Genomic DNA, 16,495 nt, shown 5'->3' with positions numbered 1-16,495 from the left:
CAAAAATTGCATACATTTGTTCTAACTCTATCAGCAATAATTGGAAACTTTATCTATTCAATATGGAAGGGACATTCAAAGAAAAATACTGGAAATATTCCTTGATAGGAGCTATAGTCCTTATAGGCATAATAATATTCAGCGAATCTATATCTTTCCTCAGTGGCTTTCTGGGGGCTATCACCATTTATATATTGGTGCGCAAGCAGATGTTCCGGCTGACCGAACAGCGGAAGTGGAGAAAGAGTATAGCTGCATCTGTTATCCTCTTGGAAGTTATATTGTGTATACTGGTTCCGACATTCCTCGTTATATGGCTCTTGATAGGGCGATTGCAGGATTTTGATTTGCATCCGAATGCTATTTTTGCAACCATGCAGGATTTAATCCTGAAAATAAAGGAAAAGACAGACTATGACCTTGTCAGCCATGATAATATAAGTACGCTGACTACCATGTTGACTTCATTGCTGCAAAAGATTGTAGGGGAAGTCAGCAGTTTTGTGATGAATTCAATAGTCCTCTTATTCGTCCTCTATTTTATGCTTATCAGCGCCCGCCGCATGGAATCGTATATTTATGATTTGCTTCCATTTGATGGGAGGAACAAAAACAGCGTTCTGCAGGAAATAAAAGTGATGGTTCGTTCCAATGCCATTGGCGTTCCGTTGCTGGCTGTTATACAAGGAGTCTTTGCCACGGTCGGGTATTATATCTTTGGCACACCTTCGCCCTTGTTGTTTGGCTTGGTTACCTGTTTTGCTACGATTATCCCGATAGTAGGGACGGCATTTATCTGGTTGCCGTTAGCGCTTTATATGGGATTGAGCGGCAACTGGCCGGCAGCCATCGGGCTAATAGTTTATTCGTTGATTGTTATCTCGAATGTCGATAATCTTTTCCGCTTTCTCCTGCAAAAGAAACTGGCCGATACACATCCGTTGATTACGATTTTCGGAGTGATAATCGGATTGACATTGTTTGGCTTTTGGGGAGTTGTATTCGGGCCGCTGCTCTTGTCCATGTTCTTCTTACTCGTAAAGATATTCAAAACGAAGTACCTCGACCAAAAGGAATATATATAAAGTCGCAATAACCTGCTCCACACAGTAAGGTGTGGAGCTTAGGCTTCTTATAAGTGTATTTTACGTATTCTGTAAGAGGCGGCTTCTTAATACGGCTATCATATCTTCGGTCATCTTCTCCAAATCATATTCCGGCTTCCAATCCCATTCTTCGCGGGCGCAACTGTCATCCAGCGAGTTTGGCCACGAATCGGCAATAGCCTGCTTCAGCGGATCGATGTCATATTCCATTTCGAAATCAGGAGTATGCTTCTTGATAGCTGCATATATCATTTCAGGATCGAAACTCATAGCAGCAATGTTGAATGAGTTGCGGTGGATGAGGCGCGAAGGATCGGCTTCCATCAATTGTATGGCCGCGTTCAATGCATCGGGCATATACATCATATCCATGTAAGTCCCTGCTTTCACGGGGCAGGTGAATTTCTCGCCCTGCACGGCATTGTAGTATATCTCCACAGCATAGTCCGTCGTACCTCCGCCCGGGTGCGTCATATTGGATATAATCCCCGGGAAACGTACCGAGCGCGTATCTACCCCCCAACGGGTATAGTAATAGTCGCTCAGCAATTCGCCCATCACTTTGGTGATGCCGTAGACGGTATTCGGCCGCTGAATGGTATCTTGTGGAGTTTTATCTTTGGGCGTATTAGGCCCGAAAGCACCGATAGAGCTCGGCGTGAAAACAGCACAATTCATTTCCCTTGCCACATCTAAACAGTTCATCAGGCTATTCAGGCCGACGTCCCATCCCAGCTTAGGATTTTTTTCGGCCGTAGCCGACAATATGGCTGCCAGATTGTAGATAGTATCTATCTTGTGCTCTTTTACGGTTGTTGCAATCTGGTTGATATCCGTAGCATCTATTTCGACACATGGCCCCAACTCGAAAAAGTCTTTCGGGAAAGGTGGTTTGTAATAACCACAAATTACATTACTCTCGCCATAAATAGAGCGCAATTTTACACTTAGCTCCGAGCCTATCTGGCCCGTACTGCCGACGATAAGGATTCGTTTCATATAACGTTCAGTTCTTTACCTATTTTAGTGAATGCGGCAATACACTTGTCTAAGTGTGCCGTTTCGTGTGCTGCTGAAATTTGTACGCGTATGCGTGCCTGTCCTTTCGGTACGACAGGATAGTAGAAGCCGGTCACGTAAATGCCTTCTTCCTGCAAGCGGGAAGCCATGTCCTGCGATAGCTTGGCATCGTACAGCATAACGGCACAGATAGCCGATTGCGTAGGTTTGATGTCGAATCCTGCGGCTTTCAACTTCGAAACGAAGTATTCGGTATTGGCATGGAGTTTATCCTGCAAGGTATTGGTTTTGTCTATCATCTCGAACATCTTGATTCCTGCTGCCGCTATTGCCGGAGGAATAGAGTTAGAGAACAGGTATGGGCGCGAGCGCTGGCGAAGCATGTCGATGATTTCTTTCTTGCCTGTTGTGAATCCGCCGATAGCACCACCGAATGCTTTTCCGAGTGTCCCGGTGATGATTTCTACTTTTCCGCGCAGGTCGAACAGTTCGGTTGTTCCCCGTCCTGTATGGCCTACAACGCCTGCCGAGTGCGACTCGTCTACCATGATCATGGCATTGTATTTTTGAGCCAGTTCGTATATCTTATCCATCGGGGCGACATTTCCGTCCATCGAGAATACGCCATCGGTAACAATCAATCGGAATCGTTGTGCCTGAGCCATTTTCAGTTGCTTTTCCAAATCTTCCATGTCGGCATTGGCATAACGGTAACGCACTGCTTTGCAGAGGCGTACTCCGTCGATGATAGAAGCATGGTTGAGCGAATCGGAGATGATAGCATCCTGCTCGTTCAGCAGCGGTTCGAAAACACCTCCGTTGGCATCGAAACAGGCTGCGTAGAGGATAGCATCTTCGGTTCCGAAGAATCTGGAGATAGCTGCTTCCAACTGCTTATGCAAATCCTGCGTGCCGCAAATAAAGCGAACGGATGACATACCAAAACCGTGTGTGTCCATCGCTTCTTTGGCTGCATCGATAAGCTCTTTGCTATCGGACAATCCCAGATAGTTATTGGCACAGAAGTTTAGGACTTCCTGGCCCGAGCCGATTTTGATGGCTGCACTTTGCGGCGATACAATTATACGTTCGTTTTTGTACAATCCTGCCGACTGAATCTCATCTAATTCCTGTTGCAGGTGCTTCTGATAGTTCTCGAATGCGCTCATAGTATTCTTTATTTTGTTGCGATAAAGATAATCATTTGTCAATTGATTCGGATGCAAACAGGGAGGAATTTCTATCCCTCCCTGTTTCTTTTCGTTCGAACCATAAGCAAATGCTGTTATTTTGCTTTTCTTACGGTCGATTTATTGGTTGTTGTCTTAGCCTTTGTCTCTTTTTTAGGTGCCGTATCTTTCTTTGCTGCCGGCTTTTTGGCAGGTGCTTTTTCTGTCTTTTTAGCTGCGGCTTTTGCTTCTTTTTTTGGCTCTGCGCTCTCTTCTTTAGCGGCTGCTTCGTCCTTATCTTCCTCTTCGAAAGCTATTTCGGCATCCAAGAGAAGGTTGTACCAGTTGATCATCTTTTTGATGTCGGTCGGATAAACGCGTTCGCGGTCAAAATTAGGCAATACTTCGGCCAGGTATTTTTTCAGTTCCTCAGGCTTTACTCCCGGATCAAGTGTCACTTTAGCTCCGTTTTCTTTTTTCTTCATAGAGATAAACACTTCTCTCAAAGGAGTTTCGTCTTCGTCTGTATAAATAGAAATATCCCCTAACGAGACAACTTTGTCCCGGGCATGAATGGGCAATTTTCTTTTGTCGGCCAACGATTCGACAATGATCATATTTTTCCCGTTCGATACGAGCTTGTATAGTCCCGGTTTACCTGATACTGATAAAATAGTTTTAAGCATAGTTGTAATAAATATTCAATTCTGTTTTATTCAGTAGGCAAAAATAGTATTAAACCTTTGAATTACCGAAATTTTAGCCCGATAAAATAATCACCTCCCTCAAAAAGCCTCTAAAGTGTCACTTTTTTGTTACCTTAGTGTTACTTTTGTATCGGTCATTAGTTTCTCATTATAAATCGATTAAGCGAAAAAGGTATACAAAAAGTATACTTCTTTTGTGCGTTTTTTGCTGTGGTTACTTTTTCATTACTTAACCACGAAGGGCACTAAGTTTTTACACAGAGGACACAAAGAAGCAAACACGCTTGTCATGCCGAGTGAATACGAGGCATCTCGTCATATTACTGGTAAGAGACTTCTCACATCCGTTCGAAGTGACAAGAAAAAAGTAACAAAACCCTACTCATTCTTAGGCGTTTTTATCGAGTTACTTTTTCTTTTTAACCACAGAGTTTCACAGAGTTTTTCACGGAGTAATACAGAGGAAAAAGTAACATTTCTCTACTTACCCCCATCGCTTTGGTATGTTTTCTTGTAACTCGTAACTGTGCGAAGCACGAAGTAACTTGTAACTACTCCTTAAATAAACATAGATAAACTTATAACAAAATTCAACTGCTTATTTAAGGTTTTCGTAGTCGGGTATCTCGGGCAGATATTCGTAGGTTTGTTTGTCGTAGTCGATACGGCAGCAAAAATGCTGTAAACCATTGGAAACGATGAGGTATTTCACTCGCAGAACGATATTGTAGCGCGCTATCTGGTCGAATACCTCTTGCGTTATCTTCACGTCGGGAGATTTGTATTCGACAATGACGAGTGGATGCATCGCGCGGTCGTAGATAGCCGAATCGCATCTTTTTTTGCAGCTGTTGAGGGTTATCTGTATTTCGTTTGCTATCAGCGCTTCGGGATATCCTTTCCGGGTAATCAGGTAGTCGACGAAATGCTGGCGCACCCATTCTTCCGGCGTGAGGGCTACGAAGCGGCGACGCAAACGGTCGAAAATACACAGTTTCCCGTTTACCTTTTTGACATTCGCTTCGAATGGGGGCAGATTTAACTCCAACATTTACTATCTTTGTCTTGTTATACTAAAAAATCAGATAGTAAAATTAGCGTATATATGAAAACAAAACAAGAAATTGTTGATAATTGGCTTCCGCGATATACCAAACGCCCGTTAGACCAGTTTACAAAATATATCCTCCTGACGAATTTTTCGAAGTATGTCGAGCTATTCGCTAAGCATTTCAATGTACCCATTATGGGGCAGGATGCCAATATGCCCAATGCCTCGGCCGAAGGGATTACGATAATCAATTTCGGGATGGGTAGCGCTAATGCGGCTACTATCATGGACTTGCTTACGGCAATTAACCCCGAAGCCGTCCTTTTCCTCGGCAAATGTGGAGGAATTAAAAGGCATAATAATCTGGGCGATTATATACTGCCTATTGCCGCTATCCGTGGCGAAGGGACATCTAACGATTACATGCCTGCCGAAGTGCCTTCGTTGCCGGCATTTAACCTGTTGAGGTCGGTATCTTCCAATATCAGGAACTACAACCGCGACTACTGGACGGGTACGGTTTATACGACCAACAGGCGTGTATGGGAATACGATGATGTTTTTAAGGACTACCTCCGCAAAATCAGGGCTATGGCAGTCGATATGGAGACGGCAACCCTTTTCACATGCGGATTTGCCAATCATATACCTACGGGAGCATTGCTGCTCGTTTCGGATCAGCCGATGATTTCGGACGGTGTAAAGACTGAAAAGAGTGATAATATGGTGACGCAGAATTTTGTGGAAGAGCATGTTATGATCGGTATCAAGTCGCTCCGTACGCTAATCGAGAACGGGGAAACAGTAAAACACCTTCGCTTTGATTAACTATGACGTTTGAACAACTAAAATCGGATATTCTGGCGCGCAGATTCAAACCTGTCTACTTATTGATGGGGGAGGAGTCGTACTATATAGATGAACTGACGGACTTATTGATAAATACCATATTGCCGGAGGAAGAGCGCGATTTCAACCAGACGATCCTCTACGGGCGCGATACGGATGTGCGTACGCTGATAACTTCTGCCCGTGCTTTCCCGATGATGTCGGAATATCAGGTGATTGTAGTGAAGGAGGCGCAGGATATGAGCAAGTTGGACGATCTGTCTATTTATGTGCAAAATCCGCTGGCGAGTACGATTCTCGTGTTGAACTATAAAAATGGGACGTACGATAAACGTAAAAAACTCTCGGCAGAGATAAACAAGCACGGCGTTATCTTCGAATCGGCTAAAATACCGGACTATAAGATGGCGGGATTTATAGGCTCGTTCGTGCAGACGAAGGGGCTGACCATCGACGGCAAATCGGCACAGATGCTTGCCGATTATCTCGGAAACGACCTCAAAAAGATTGCAAACGAGCTGGATAAGTTGCTGTTGGCTATGCCGCAGGGTAGCAAACAGATTACAGCCGAACTGATAGAACAGAATATCGGAATCAGCAAGGATTATAACAATTTTGAATTGCTGAAATCGGTTGTCCAGAAAGACATCGTCAAGATGAATCAGATAGCCGATTACTTCGAAAAGAATCCGAAAAATAATCCTTATATACTCACCCTCACCGTCTTGTTCAACTTCTTCAGCAACCTGATGATTTGTTATTGGGCGAAAGATAAATCGGAACAGGGATTGGCAAACGAATTGGGGCTTCGCAGTTCCTTTCAGGCCAAAGATTATGTGATGGGCGTGAGAAACTACAACGCTTTCAAATGTATGGAGATTGTCAGCCTGTTGCGCAACTACGATGCCAAAGGCAAAGGGGTAGGGAATGTCTCGACACCCGACGGCGAACTATTGAAAGAATTGTTATATAAAATTACACACTAAAAACGAATAACATGGTTGTTTCCGGTTTACTGTTCTTTGCGCTTATCTTCGTTCTCGTAGTAGCTATAGCAGCTGTTGCTATATACTATTTTAACCGAAAAAACGATTGATTTAAAATATATAATTATATGAAAAAAGCACTGATTGTATTACTGTTTTTTGTTTCTGCTTGCTCTCTTTTTGCGCAATATACACCTGCACTAAAGGTAGAAACAGCGTTGTATGCCGTGAAAGGGCCGGATAGCTTGTATTTGGACAGGTATACATATCCCGCGTTCGATAAGCCGAAAGGCTGCATTATCTTTATGTTTGGCGGAGGATTTGTTTCGGGAGATCGAAATGCCGAAAGTTATCAGCATTATTTTTATTCTTTAGCGGGGTTGGGCTATACGGTTGTGTCTATCGACTATCGTTTGGGCTTCAAAGGTGCTTCTATGGATGGTTTTGCCAATCCGATGCAATTTGTACAGCATTTCCGCAAAACGATAGACATGGCAGTCGAAGACCTTTTCGATGCCACCAACTATATCCTTTTGCGCGAAGACTGGCATACAGATGCTTCCACGATTATCGCTTCCGGCTCCAGTGCCGGGGCTATCAGTGTTTTGCAGGCAGAATACTATATCGCAAACAAAACACATCACGGAGCAGCTAAGTTGCCACAGGATTTCAATTATGCCGGAGTGGTTTCTTTTGCCGGAGCAATCCTGAATCTGGGCGGGGATTTGGTGTGGACGAACGCTCCTTGCCCGATAATGCTTTTCCACGGCGATGCCGATGCCAATGTTCCGTTTGATAAGGTAGCCTTCTCGCAACTTGGATTTTATGGTTCGGAGTATATCGCCGGACAGCTGAAGGAGAACAACTATCCTTTCTATTTCTACAAAGTGAAAAACGCCGCACACGAAATATCGGGTACGCCGATGAATGAAAATATGCCCGAAATAGAGACTTTCATCGAAAAAATAGCCTTTGGCAAACAGCCGCTTATGATAGAGACAGAAGTAACACAGATAGGAAAGCCCGAAATGAAAAAAGATTTCACTATTATGGATTATGTGAAGTCTAATTTTGGCATGTAGTTTTTCTTTTTTTATGCTGATTATCTTTGTATAGTCAGAATATTTGTTTTTCTTTGCAGTAGGTTGTAATCATTGCAAATGCACACACACGTCAAAATAAAAGTATTTAGTATGTTTATTATCAATGTGATAATTGGTAATATTTTCACACACACACACACACACACACACGGGAATTTAAGGATTATTCCTTAGATTACCAAATTTTCAGTGTAGATTTTTTAAAAAATAGTTACTTCGCCCTTCGGGCAGTTACTTCGTGCTTCGCACAGTTACGAGTTACAAGAGATAACTTGCGAACTGGCGTGTGGTTTTTCCCCTACTCGTCACTCGTAACTTGTAACTCGTCTACTAAAAGATATGCTTGTGTTAATGTCAGGGGTATGTCCGGCTGCGATAGCCGTACCCACCTCCCCCCAGCCCCCTCCAACAGAGGGGGAGCGAGGGGCTGTCTTTCAGTTAACAGTGAGCAGTCAACAGTCAACAATAGGACTTTTGTAGGGGTGCACCTGCGTGTGCGCCCGCAAATCGATATATGCGGGGCAATATTTATTGCCCCCTACAAAGCTATAACGAGCTCCCTCGTATCCACTCGGGATGACAATGACCGACCCCCTTTATCCCCCAGAGGGGGAAATGGGTTTGTACCACCATTCAACAAAAAACGAGAATATATCCTTCCCTTAGCCTCCCCCACGGGGAGGTTTGGTGGGGCTCAAACAAACTTATTACTCACATCATCTTTTTCTGTTACCCCCTCTTGTGGAGAGGGCAGGGGGAGGTGGTTAATTTTTTTATAACATGAAAAGAACTTTAATGCAGGCTATTGCAATACTTATAGCCTTATTTGCGGCAAGCAATTTACAAGCACAAGTGACCATCGGAAGCGGAGAGAACCCGAATGCAGGCGCATTGCTCGACCTGAAAATGGATAATCAAGGGATGTCGACCAAAGGGTTAGTCCTCCCCAGAGTTACCCTTAATATGCTAAATCCCGGTACTCCGGCAGGACTGGCTGCCTCCATCGGAGGGAGCGGGGCGTGGGATATGGATGGACATATTGGGTTGGCGGTATACAATAGTGCGAGCAGAGAAACTGACCCGTCGATCGAGACATGCCCGGGTATTCATATCTGGGATGGTAGCGAATGGCAAGCTATAATCCCTTATCCACCTACGTCGGAAACGCGTGTATTGCAGTCCGTTACCCCCAAAGGTTTAACACATTTGAACCCTGCTAATGCCAGCGATCCTATGTGGGCGTTCTTGGGTAAGAGTCCGGGCAATTATCCATTGGGTTATATTGGTGCTTTTACAGATAGCCGCCCGGGAGATACTCCACAAACGTATCACTATACCCGTTTCTATGTAGGTTACACCAGTGTCGATAGTCTTTTCCAGATAACGCGCAACCGAAGCTGCGATCAGAATCCGGCAAAAGCTGTTGTTGCCACCGAAACCACTACAGGCGAATTCACCTTCGAAGATGGCGTATGGATGGGTGAGAACCTGCGGGCAACAAGAATGCCCGATGGAACGGCTCTGACCTTGACCAGCTATACGAGTGCTAATTCCCTCGACTTTTACTACTCGTACCCAGACAATCAGGCAGCTAACAAAAACCTCGGTGTATTTTACAACTACTATACCGCTTCTGGCGGGGGGATTACTGGCATAGAAGACTACAGCCGTTTTCAAGGAATTTGTCCGAATGGCTGGTTCTTGCCTACTGACCATCATTGGACCGATTTAGAAAATGGCATCATTATCAATACCAGTAAATTCAGTAGTACTCCTGACATCGGCATCGCCAATATAGTACCCTATGGCGCGAGCAGTAGCCCTGCCGGTATAGCAATGAAAGCTTCTTCCGTTATTAATGGAGTAGCATCGAATGGCACCAGCAAACCTGCTTTGCAGGGTGGTTTCAATGCTTATCTTTCGACAGGGACTGCAAATTCCTCAACGATACCTCCTCCTCCGAAATTTGGAGAAACCACCTATTTTTATTCGGCAGTGAATGGCAACCGTCTGGGCGCTAAGATGCGAGGGTTAAGCTATAATAGCACATCAATGAGTCATGTTAATTCGCGTTGGCAGGTACCAGTCCGCTGTATGAAAAACTAATACAGCAACATTGCTGAAATAATCGGAGAACCGGTAGATTTATGTCTATCGGTTTTTTGCATTAATAAAGAAATATTTTTTTTTTTCAACTAAAATATCTTTCTTTGTGGAAGACATAATGAGGGAATAATTTTTTTTGATAAGCAAATAGTAAATTAGAAAATCAATAATTGTATTAGTTAGATGATGGGGTGTGTCTCTTGACTGTCATTCTTGTCCTCACTTGCAAGCAAACTGAAAGGAGCTGTTTTAGTAATCAATAGTGAGGAAACTAATCGTAATAATAAATAATTAATATACATTTTATGAATCGTTTAATGCAGGCTGTGTCTGTAGTATCGTTGGCGTTATTATTGACGATCGATTTACATGGCCAAGTAACTATCGGTAGCGATAGTCCACCGATTATGGGTGCTATCCTCGAGTTGAAAATGGATGGAACAACTACTAAAGGTTTAGGCCTTCCCCGGGTAAAACTGGTAAAACAAGCAGATGCCGATATCTCCAATACCATAAATGGAGTGCCAGCCGGTAGCTACCCCGGCGATCATACGGGATTATTAGTCTATAATGTTAACCAATGCCTCGATGGTACATCGGGTGCTCAAGGTCTTTACGTGTGGGACGGAAGCAAATGGCTGCGGCTTGGTGAGAAATCTCTAAGTTCGGGCGTTTATAGAGTAAAAGATTATCGCGACGGCGAAGTATATCTGGTAGGTAATTTTGGAGCTGCAGGCGACTGGATGCTGGAGAATATGCGCTACATCGATGCCAGTTTTTCGCCGACTCTTTCGACTGATGAGGATATGTTTGCGGATGATCTTAAGAGGTTACGCCGTTATATCTATCCTCAGCCTACCGGAGGAACAGAGACAAATCCATCCCTCATCCCCACATGGAAGAAGCAATATGGAGTTCTTTATTCTTACGCTGCGGCAACAATGGGAGTGTATGATTATAACAGTACCGAAAGATATCAAAATTACGGTTCGGTTCCTACCGGTAACGAAGTGGAGTTGGATGCCGTGAATACGACCAAAATCGACAGCCGGGGATATTATGTGGTGCAAGGGCTATGTCCTGATGGTTGGCATGTGCCCAGCGATCGCGAATGGAATGATCTGGAAAGGGAAATATATAACAATCCTGGGAAATACAGTAGCTTCGCAAATGCTACCTTTTCTCCGGCATGGGATTCGGCATGGGAATATGGATTGACTTTATCCAGCCAGAATTGGCGAGGAACGAACTCCGGTAGCAGTGGGCACGGACCTGCCTCCATTTCGGCATGCAATACCTTGGTGCGGGGTTATAGTAAGCCCTCTTCCGGTGGCGGATTAGATGTTTATTATGTAGGAATTGGTCTTATGGGGACAACGGATAATTATGATATTAATGGCACCTTTTGGACAAGTAGTCCCAGCCTTACGGGGGTAGGGAGTGCTTGGATACGTCAATTTTCCGGAACTTCTACTAAGGTAATGCGAAACTATGTTGGAGGTTATTTTCTTCTTTCTGTTCGTTGCAAGAGAGATTAGGAAAAAGAACATGATATAGTCAAAATGAATATTTTAGCATAAAATTTTGGAAAACAAAGCAAAGTTTATTATCTTTGCATTCGAAATAAAGGGAGAGAGGAGGCTGGAGCTTCCTCTTTTTGCATCCAATAAGTATCGCATGATAGAGAAAAATCTTATACAGGACATAGTTGAAAAGGAGATTGAAGGCACTCCGATGTTTTTAGTCGATGTGCTTATCCGTCCGGGCAATGTCATTATTGTAGAGATAGACAGTGACGAAAGTATCGGTATCGACGACTGTATTGCGTTGAGTAAACAAATCGAATCGCACCTGAATCGCGACGAAGAAGATTTCGAGCTCGAAGTCGGTTCGGCAGGATTGACCTCCCCTTTCAAGATACCGCGCCAATACCAGAAATATCAGGGCGAAGAAGTGGAAGTCCTCACGCGTGACGGACGTAAACTGAAAGGCATACTGAAATCGAGCGACGACGCGGGATTCGTTCTGACCGTAACATCGAAAGTGAAACCCGAAGGCTCGAAAAAGAAAATCGAGGTGGAAGAGGATATCCCTTTCGAATACAACCAAGTGAAATATACTAAATATATAATAAGTTTTAAATAGCAACCATTATGGCTAAAAAAGAAACTATCAGCTTAATCGACACGTTCTCGGAGTTTAAAGAACTGAAAAATATAGACCGCATGACGATGATCAGCGTGTTGGAAGAATCATTCCGCAACGTCATCGCCAAAATGTTCGGCTCGAATGATAACTATGATGTCATCATCAACCCCGACAAGGGAGACCTCGAAATCTGGCGCAACCGCACAATCGTGGAAGATAAAGAGCTCGAAGATCCTAATACGCAAATCTCGCTTACAGAAGCGAAGAAAATAGACGAAGACTTCGAAGTGGGCGAAGATGTTACCGATGAAGTATTTTTCGAAGACTTCGGGCGCCGCGCTATCCTTACGCTTCGTCAGACATTGACATCCAAAATATTGGAACTTCAGAAAGAAGGTTTGTATCACCGCTACAATGAGAAAGTGGGCGAAATCGTTTCGGGTGAAGTGTATCAGATTTGGAAGAAAGAAATTCTGTTGCTCGACGACGAAAAAGAAGAATTGCTTTTGCCTAAGACAGAGCAGATTCCTACCGACTTCTTCCGCAAAGGCGAACACGTTCGCGCGGTGGTAGAGCGTGTAGAAAACAAGAATAACAATCCTAAGATTATCCTGTCACGTACATCCCCTGTCTTCCTCGAGAGACTGTTGGAACTGGAAGTGCCGGAAATAAACGACGGATTGATAACCATCAAGAAAATTGCCCGCATCCCGGGAGAAAGAGCAAAAGTTGCCGTAGAATCATACGACGACCGCATCGATCCGGTGGGAGCCTGTGTGGGTATGAAAGGTTCGCGTATTCACGGAATCGTTCGCGAATTGAGAAACGAAAACATCGATATCATCAACTATACACCCAATATCAACCTGTTTATACAGCGTGCGCTCAGCCCGGCCAAGATTACCTCGGTGAAAGTGAACGAAGAAGAAGGACGCGCCGAAGTATTGCTTCGTCCCGAAGAAGTTTCGCTCGCTATCGGTAAAGGCGGTTTGAACATCAAACTCGCAAGCATGCTTACCGGTTATGTAATTGATGTATACCGCGATATAGAGGACTTCGACGAGGAAGATATCTACTTAGACGAGTTCCGCGACGAAATAGACGGATGGGTAATCGACCAATTGAAAAAACTGGGCTGTGTTACAGCTAAAAACGTATTGGCAACGAGCCGCGACCGCCTGATAAACGAAGCCGACCTCGAAGAAGATACTGTAGACGAAGTATTAGCTATATTCAAAGCAGAATTTGAAGGTGAGGGAGAGAATTAGTCTATGATTTGGTAGTATTACTATTTCTTAATACTTTTGTGCTATTGTCGCACGGAAATTCATCTTTATTAGGATTCTGTTTGATTTTTTAGAATAACGAAAAGAAATATATGTCGATAAGATTAATAAAAATATCCAAAGATTTGAATGTAGGAATCAGCACTATTGTTGATTACCTGCATAGTAAAGGTATTCAAGTAGAATCGAATCCTAATACCAAAATTGAGAATGAACACTATGAGATGCTTGTTCGCGAATTTGGAAAAGATCAGGATGTGCAGGCTTTGCTGAAAAAGAAAGAAGCGAAAGAAGCAGAAAAGGCTGCTAAAGAAGAGGCTAAGGCAAAAGAAGCCGAGAGGAAAAAACAAGAAGAAGCCAAAGCAGCAGAAGTAATAAAAACCGAAATACCGGAAGATAAAAAACCGCATGTTCAGATTGTAGATAAGATAGACTTGGATGCACTGAACAAACCGAAAAAGAAAGCGGAAGAACCTACTCCTGCCAAAGAAGAGCCTGTTGTCGAAAAACAGCCGGTAGCCGAAAAAGAGGTTACTCCTGCTAAACCTGCTAAAGAGGAGGCACAGCCGGAAGTAATTCCGAGCGCTCCGGAAAAAGAGGAGACAGGCGAAGGAGAAGTATTCCGTCTCGATAGCCCTACAATCACCAATCAGATTGTCGTAAAAGGTACAATCGACCTGAGTGCGATAAACGATAAAACCCGTCCGGCTAAGAAATCAAAAGCCGAAAAGAAAAAGGAACGCATGGAGCGTGAAGCTCAGGACCAGAAAAAGGTCAAAGACGGGGCCGTTCGCTTGCTGAAAAAAGAAGCGGTAGATGAGCAAAAGAAAAAGGCCGACGAAGACGACGAGAATGCAAAAAAGAAACGTAACCGTATCAAGAAAGGAAAAGTCGATCTCGATAAGGGAATGGTACCTTCGGGCGCTACGTTGAATAAATCGGCGGACAGAAACAAAGCTCATGGTAACGGACGTAAGCCGATAATCAAGGCTGGCGTCAGCGAAGAAGAAGTACAAAAGCAAATTAAAGAAACCCTTGCCCGCCTGACAAGTAAAGGTGGTAAGAGCAAAGGTTCGAAATACCGTAAAGAGAAACGCGAAGCCGTATCGCAACGCTATCAGGAAGAACTGGCTCAACAAGAAGCAGAGAACAAAATCCTGAAAATTACGGAGTTTGTTACGGCGAATGACTTGGCCAACATGATGAACGTACCTGTCGTGAAAGTAATTTCGACATGTATGAGTATCGGTATCATGGTTTCGATCAACCAGCGCCTCGATGCGGAAACAATTAATATCGTAGCCGAAGAATTCGGCTTCAAAACCGAATATGTCAGTGCCGAAGTTGTCGAAGCCATCAGCGATGAGGAGGACAACGAGGAAGATTTGGAACCACGCGCGCCTATCGTTACGGTGATGGGACACGTCGACCACGGTAAGACTTCGTTACTCGACAATATCCGCCAGACCAATGTGATTGCCGGTGAAGCCGGAGGTATCACACAGCACATCGGTGCATACAACGTGAAATTGAAGTCGGGACGCCGTATCACATTCCTCGATACGCCCGGTCACGAAGCCTTTACGGCGATGCGTGCCCGTGGTGCTAAGGTGACGGATATTGCCATTATCATTGTAGCAGCCGACGACAATGTCATGCCGCAAACGATAGAAGCAATCAACCATGCTTCGGCAGCAGGTGTGCCGATTGTATTTGCAATCAATAAGATAGACAAGCAGGGAGCAAACCCTGATAAGATAAAAGAAACCCTTGCCGGAATGAATTATCTGGTAGAAGAGTGGGGTGGAAAATACCAATCGCAGGATATATCGGCCAAACAAGGCCTTGGAGTGGAAGAGCTGCTCGAAAAGGTATTGCTCGAAGCTGATATCCTCGAACTGAAAGCGAATCCTAAACGCCGTGCCTTAGGTTCGATTATCGAATCGTCTTTGGACAAAGGACGTGGATATGTATCTACGGTATTGGTACAGAATGGAACATTGAGAAAAGGCGATGTAGTGTTGGCGGGAACGCATTTCGGACGTGTGAAAGCAATGTTCAATGAGCGTAACATGCCAATCGAAGAAGCTACTCCGGCTGCTCCGGCGTTGATTCTCGGTTTGAGTGGAGCGCCACAGGCCGGTGACATCTTCAATGTGATTGAGACCGAACAGGAAGCCCGCGAGATTGCTAACAAGCGTGAGCAATTGCAACGCGAACAAGGCTTGCGTACGCAGAAATTGCTTACACTCGACGATATTGGCCGCCGTATTGCTATCGGTAACTTCCAGCAGTTGAATGTGATTGTGAAAGGTGACGTAGACGGTTCGGTGGAGGCTCTTGCCGACTCATTGATCCGCTTGTCTACCGAAGAAATACAGGTGAATGTTATTCACAAGGCAGTAGGTCAGATTTCGGAATCGGATGTGACGCTGGCTGCCGCTTCGGATGCCATTATTATCGGATTCCAGGTGCGCCCTTCGCAGGCTGCACGCCGTTCGGCAGAGAAAGAAGGAGTCGATATACGCTTGTATTCAATCATCTACGATGCGATAGACGAAGTGAAATCGGCTATGGAAGGTATGCTTTCGCCTGAAATCAAGGAAGTTTATGGTGGTACAGCCGAAGTACAAGAGGTGTTTAAAATCACCAAAGTGGGTACTATTGCCGGATGTATCGTTAAGGAAGGCAAAATCAAACGGTCGAATAAAGTACGTGTCATTCGCGATGGTATCGTAATCCACACGGGAGAACTCGGTTCGCTCAAACGTTTCAAAGACGATGTGAAAGAAGTTGTTGCCGGTCTCGAATGTGGTTTGGATATCCATAACTTCAACGACATCAAGGTTGGGGACATGATAGAATCCTTTGATGAAATAGAAGTGAAGAAAACTTTATAATATTGAAAAAGATTATATATCTTTGTATTGAAGAAAAACCTACCAATTGATAGTTGTTAACAAG

13 protein-coding genes are annotated in these 16,495 nt (G+C 44.2%); 9 read left to right on the top strand and 4 right to left on the bottom strand.

Annotated elements, in window-relative coordinates; translation table 11 throughout:
* Positions 1 to 62: 62 nt before the first annotated feature.
* Positions 63 to 1,085 carry an AI-2E family transporter gene (locus tag D0T66_RS02860; RefSeq protein ID WP_163355395.1) on the top strand — a complete coding sequence of 341 codons (1,023 nt, stop codon included), beginning with the start codon at positions 63 to 65 and terminating at the stop codon, positions 1,083 to 1,085.
* A 60-nt stretch (positions 1,086 to 1,145) separates the two neighbouring features.
* Here the strand turns inward: D0T66_RS02860 and D0T66_RS02855 are convergent, their stop codons facing one another.
* The 4 genes from D0T66_RS02855 to D0T66_RS02840 form a co-directional block, all read right to left on the bottom strand.
* Positions 1,146 to 2,105 carry an NAD-dependent epimerase/dehydratase family protein gene (locus D0T66_RS02855; protein ID WP_163355394.1) on the bottom strand — a complete coding sequence of 320 codons (960 nt, stop codon included), beginning with the start codon at positions 2,103 to 2,105 and terminating at the stop codon, positions 1,146 to 1,148.
* Complete coding sequence (kbl, locus tag D0T66_RS02850) at positions 2,102 to 3,295, bottom strand: glycine C-acetyltransferase (protein WP_163355393.1); 1,194 nt, start codon at positions 3,293 to 3,295, stop codon at positions 2,102 to 2,104. The genes D0T66_RS02855 and kbl overlap by 4 nt, the downstream gene beginning before the upstream one ends.
* 116 nt (positions 3,296 to 3,411) lie before the next feature.
* The gene (locus D0T66_RS02845; protein ID WP_163355392.1) at positions 3,412 to 3,981 is read right to left on the bottom strand and encodes a DUF5606 domain-containing protein; all 570 of its coding nucleotides are present in this window, start codon (positions 3,979 to 3,981) and stop codon (positions 3,412 to 3,414) included.
* A gap of 619 nt (positions 3,982 to 4,600) precedes the next feature.
* A complete protein-coding gene (locus D0T66_RS02840; protein WP_163355391.1) occupies positions 4,601 to 5,053 on the bottom strand; it encodes a type I restriction enzyme HsdR N-terminal domain-containing protein in 453 nt (150 codons plus the stop codon).
* Positions 5,054 to 5,107: 54 nt separating this feature from the next.
* Between D0T66_RS02840 and D0T66_RS02835 the strand changes: the two genes are divergently transcribed.
* The 8 genes from D0T66_RS02835 to infB all read left to right on the top strand — a co-directional run bounded on the left by D0T66_RS02835 (position 5,108) and on the right by infB (position 16,431).
* The gene (locus tag D0T66_RS02835; protein ID WP_163355390.1) at positions 5,108 to 5,881 is read left to right on the top strand and encodes an AMP nucleosidase; all 774 of its coding nucleotides are present in this window, start codon (positions 5,108 to 5,110) and stop codon (positions 5,879 to 5,881) included.
* Between the two features lie 2 nt (positions 5,882 to 5,883).
* Complete coding sequence (holA, locus tag D0T66_RS02830; RefSeq protein ID WP_163355389.1) at positions 5,884 to 6,888, top strand: DNA polymerase III subunit delta; 1,005 nt, start codon at positions 5,884 to 5,886, stop codon at positions 6,886 to 6,888.
* Positions 6,889 to 7,016: 128 nt separating this feature from the next.
* A complete protein-coding gene (locus D0T66_RS02825) occupies positions 7,017 to 7,970 on the top strand; it encodes a S9 family peptidase (RefSeq protein ID WP_163355388.1) in 954 nt (317 codons plus the stop codon).
* 801 nt (positions 7,971 to 8,771) lie between these two features.
* The gene (locus tag D0T66_RS02820) at positions 8,772 to 10,097 is read left to right on the top strand and encodes an FISUMP domain-containing protein (RefSeq protein ID WP_163355387.1); all 1,326 of its coding nucleotides are present in this window, start codon (positions 8,772 to 8,774) and stop codon (positions 10,095 to 10,097) included.
* Positions 10,098 to 10,402: 305 nt separating this feature from the next.
* Entirely contained in the window at positions 10,403 to 11,635 is a 1,233-nt protein-coding gene (locus D0T66_RS02815; protein WP_163355386.1) for an FISUMP domain-containing protein, read from the top strand.
* 139 nt (positions 11,636 to 11,774) lie between these two features.
* Positions 11,775 to 12,242 carry a ribosome assembly cofactor RimP gene (gene rimP / locus D0T66_RS02810; RefSeq protein ID WP_185154811.1) on the top strand — a complete coding sequence of 156 codons (468 nt, stop codon included), beginning with the start codon at positions 11,775 to 11,777 and terminating at the stop codon, positions 12,240 to 12,242.
* An 8-nt stretch (positions 12,243 to 12,250) separates the two neighbouring features.
* On the top strand, positions 12,251 to 13,513 hold the full coding sequence (gene nusA / locus D0T66_RS02805) for a transcription termination factor NusA (protein ID WP_163355384.1): 1,263 nt from the start codon (positions 12,251 to 12,253) through the stop codon (positions 13,511 to 13,513).
* 110 nt (positions 13,514 to 13,623) lie between these two features.
* Positions 13,624 to 16,431, top strand: a complete 2,808-nt coding sequence (gene infB / locus D0T66_RS02800; RefSeq protein ID WP_163355383.1) for a translation initiation factor IF-2 — start codon at positions 13,624 to 13,626, stop codon at positions 16,429 to 16,431.
* Positions 16,432 to 16,495: the final 64 nt, after the last annotated feature.

The sequence above is a fragment of the Dysgonomonas sp. 25 genome (genome assembly GCF_010501075.1).
In the GTDB taxonomy this organism is placed as follows: domain Bacteria; phylum Bacteroidota; class Bacteroidia; order Bacteroidales; family Dysgonomonadaceae; genus Dysgonomonas.
This window is presented reverse-complemented; position numbering and strand designations above follow the sequence as displayed.

What these genes read in the sequence shown, in the direction of transcription:
- D0T66_RS02860 (WP_163355395.1), top strand. Translation starts at nt 63, where the DNA reads ATGGAAGGGACATTCAAAGAAAAATACTGGAAATATTCCTTGATAGGA.
- D0T66_RS02855 (WP_163355394.1), bottom strand. Translation starts at nt 2,105, where the DNA reads ATGAAACGAATCCTTATCGTCGGCAGTACGGGCCAGATAGGCTCGGAG.
- kbl (WP_163355393.1), bottom strand. Translation starts at nt 3,295, where the DNA reads ATGAGCGCATTCGAGAACTATCAGAAGCACCTGCAACAGGAATTAGAT.
- D0T66_RS02845 (WP_163355392.1), bottom strand. Translation starts at nt 3,981, where the DNA reads ATGCTTAAAACTATTTTATCAGTATCAGGTAAACCGGGACTATACAAG.
- D0T66_RS02840 (WP_163355391.1), bottom strand. Translation starts at nt 5,053, where the DNA reads ATGTTGGAGTTAAATCTGCCCCCATTCGAAGCGAATGTCAAAAAGGTA.
- D0T66_RS02835 (WP_163355390.1), top strand. Translation starts at nt 5,108, where the DNA reads ATGAAAACAAAACAAGAAATTGTTGATAATTGGCTTCCGCGATATACC.
- holA (WP_163355389.1), top strand. Translation starts at nt 5,884, where the DNA reads ATGACGTTTGAACAACTAAAATCGGATATTCTGGCGCGCAGATTCAAA.
- D0T66_RS02825 (WP_163355388.1), top strand. Translation starts at nt 7,017, where the DNA reads ATGAAAAAAGCACTGATTGTATTACTGTTTTTTGTTTCTGCTTGCTCT.
- D0T66_RS02820 (WP_163355387.1), top strand. Translation starts at nt 8,772, where the DNA reads ATGAAAAGAACTTTAATGCAGGCTATTGCAATACTTATAGCCTTATTT.
- D0T66_RS02815 (WP_163355386.1), top strand. Translation starts at nt 10,403, where the DNA reads ATGAATCGTTTAATGCAGGCTGTGTCTGTAGTATCGTTGGCGTTATTA.
- rimP (WP_185154811.1), top strand. Translation starts at nt 11,775, where the DNA reads ATGATAGAGAAAAATCTTATACAGGACATAGTTGAAAAGGAGATTGAA.
- nusA (WP_163355384.1), top strand. Translation starts at nt 12,251, where the DNA reads ATGGCTAAAAAAGAAACTATCAGCTTAATCGACACGTTCTCGGAGTTT.
- infB (WP_163355383.1), top strand. Translation starts at nt 13,624, where the DNA reads ATGTCGATAAGATTAATAAAAATATCCAAAGATTTGAATGTAGGAATC.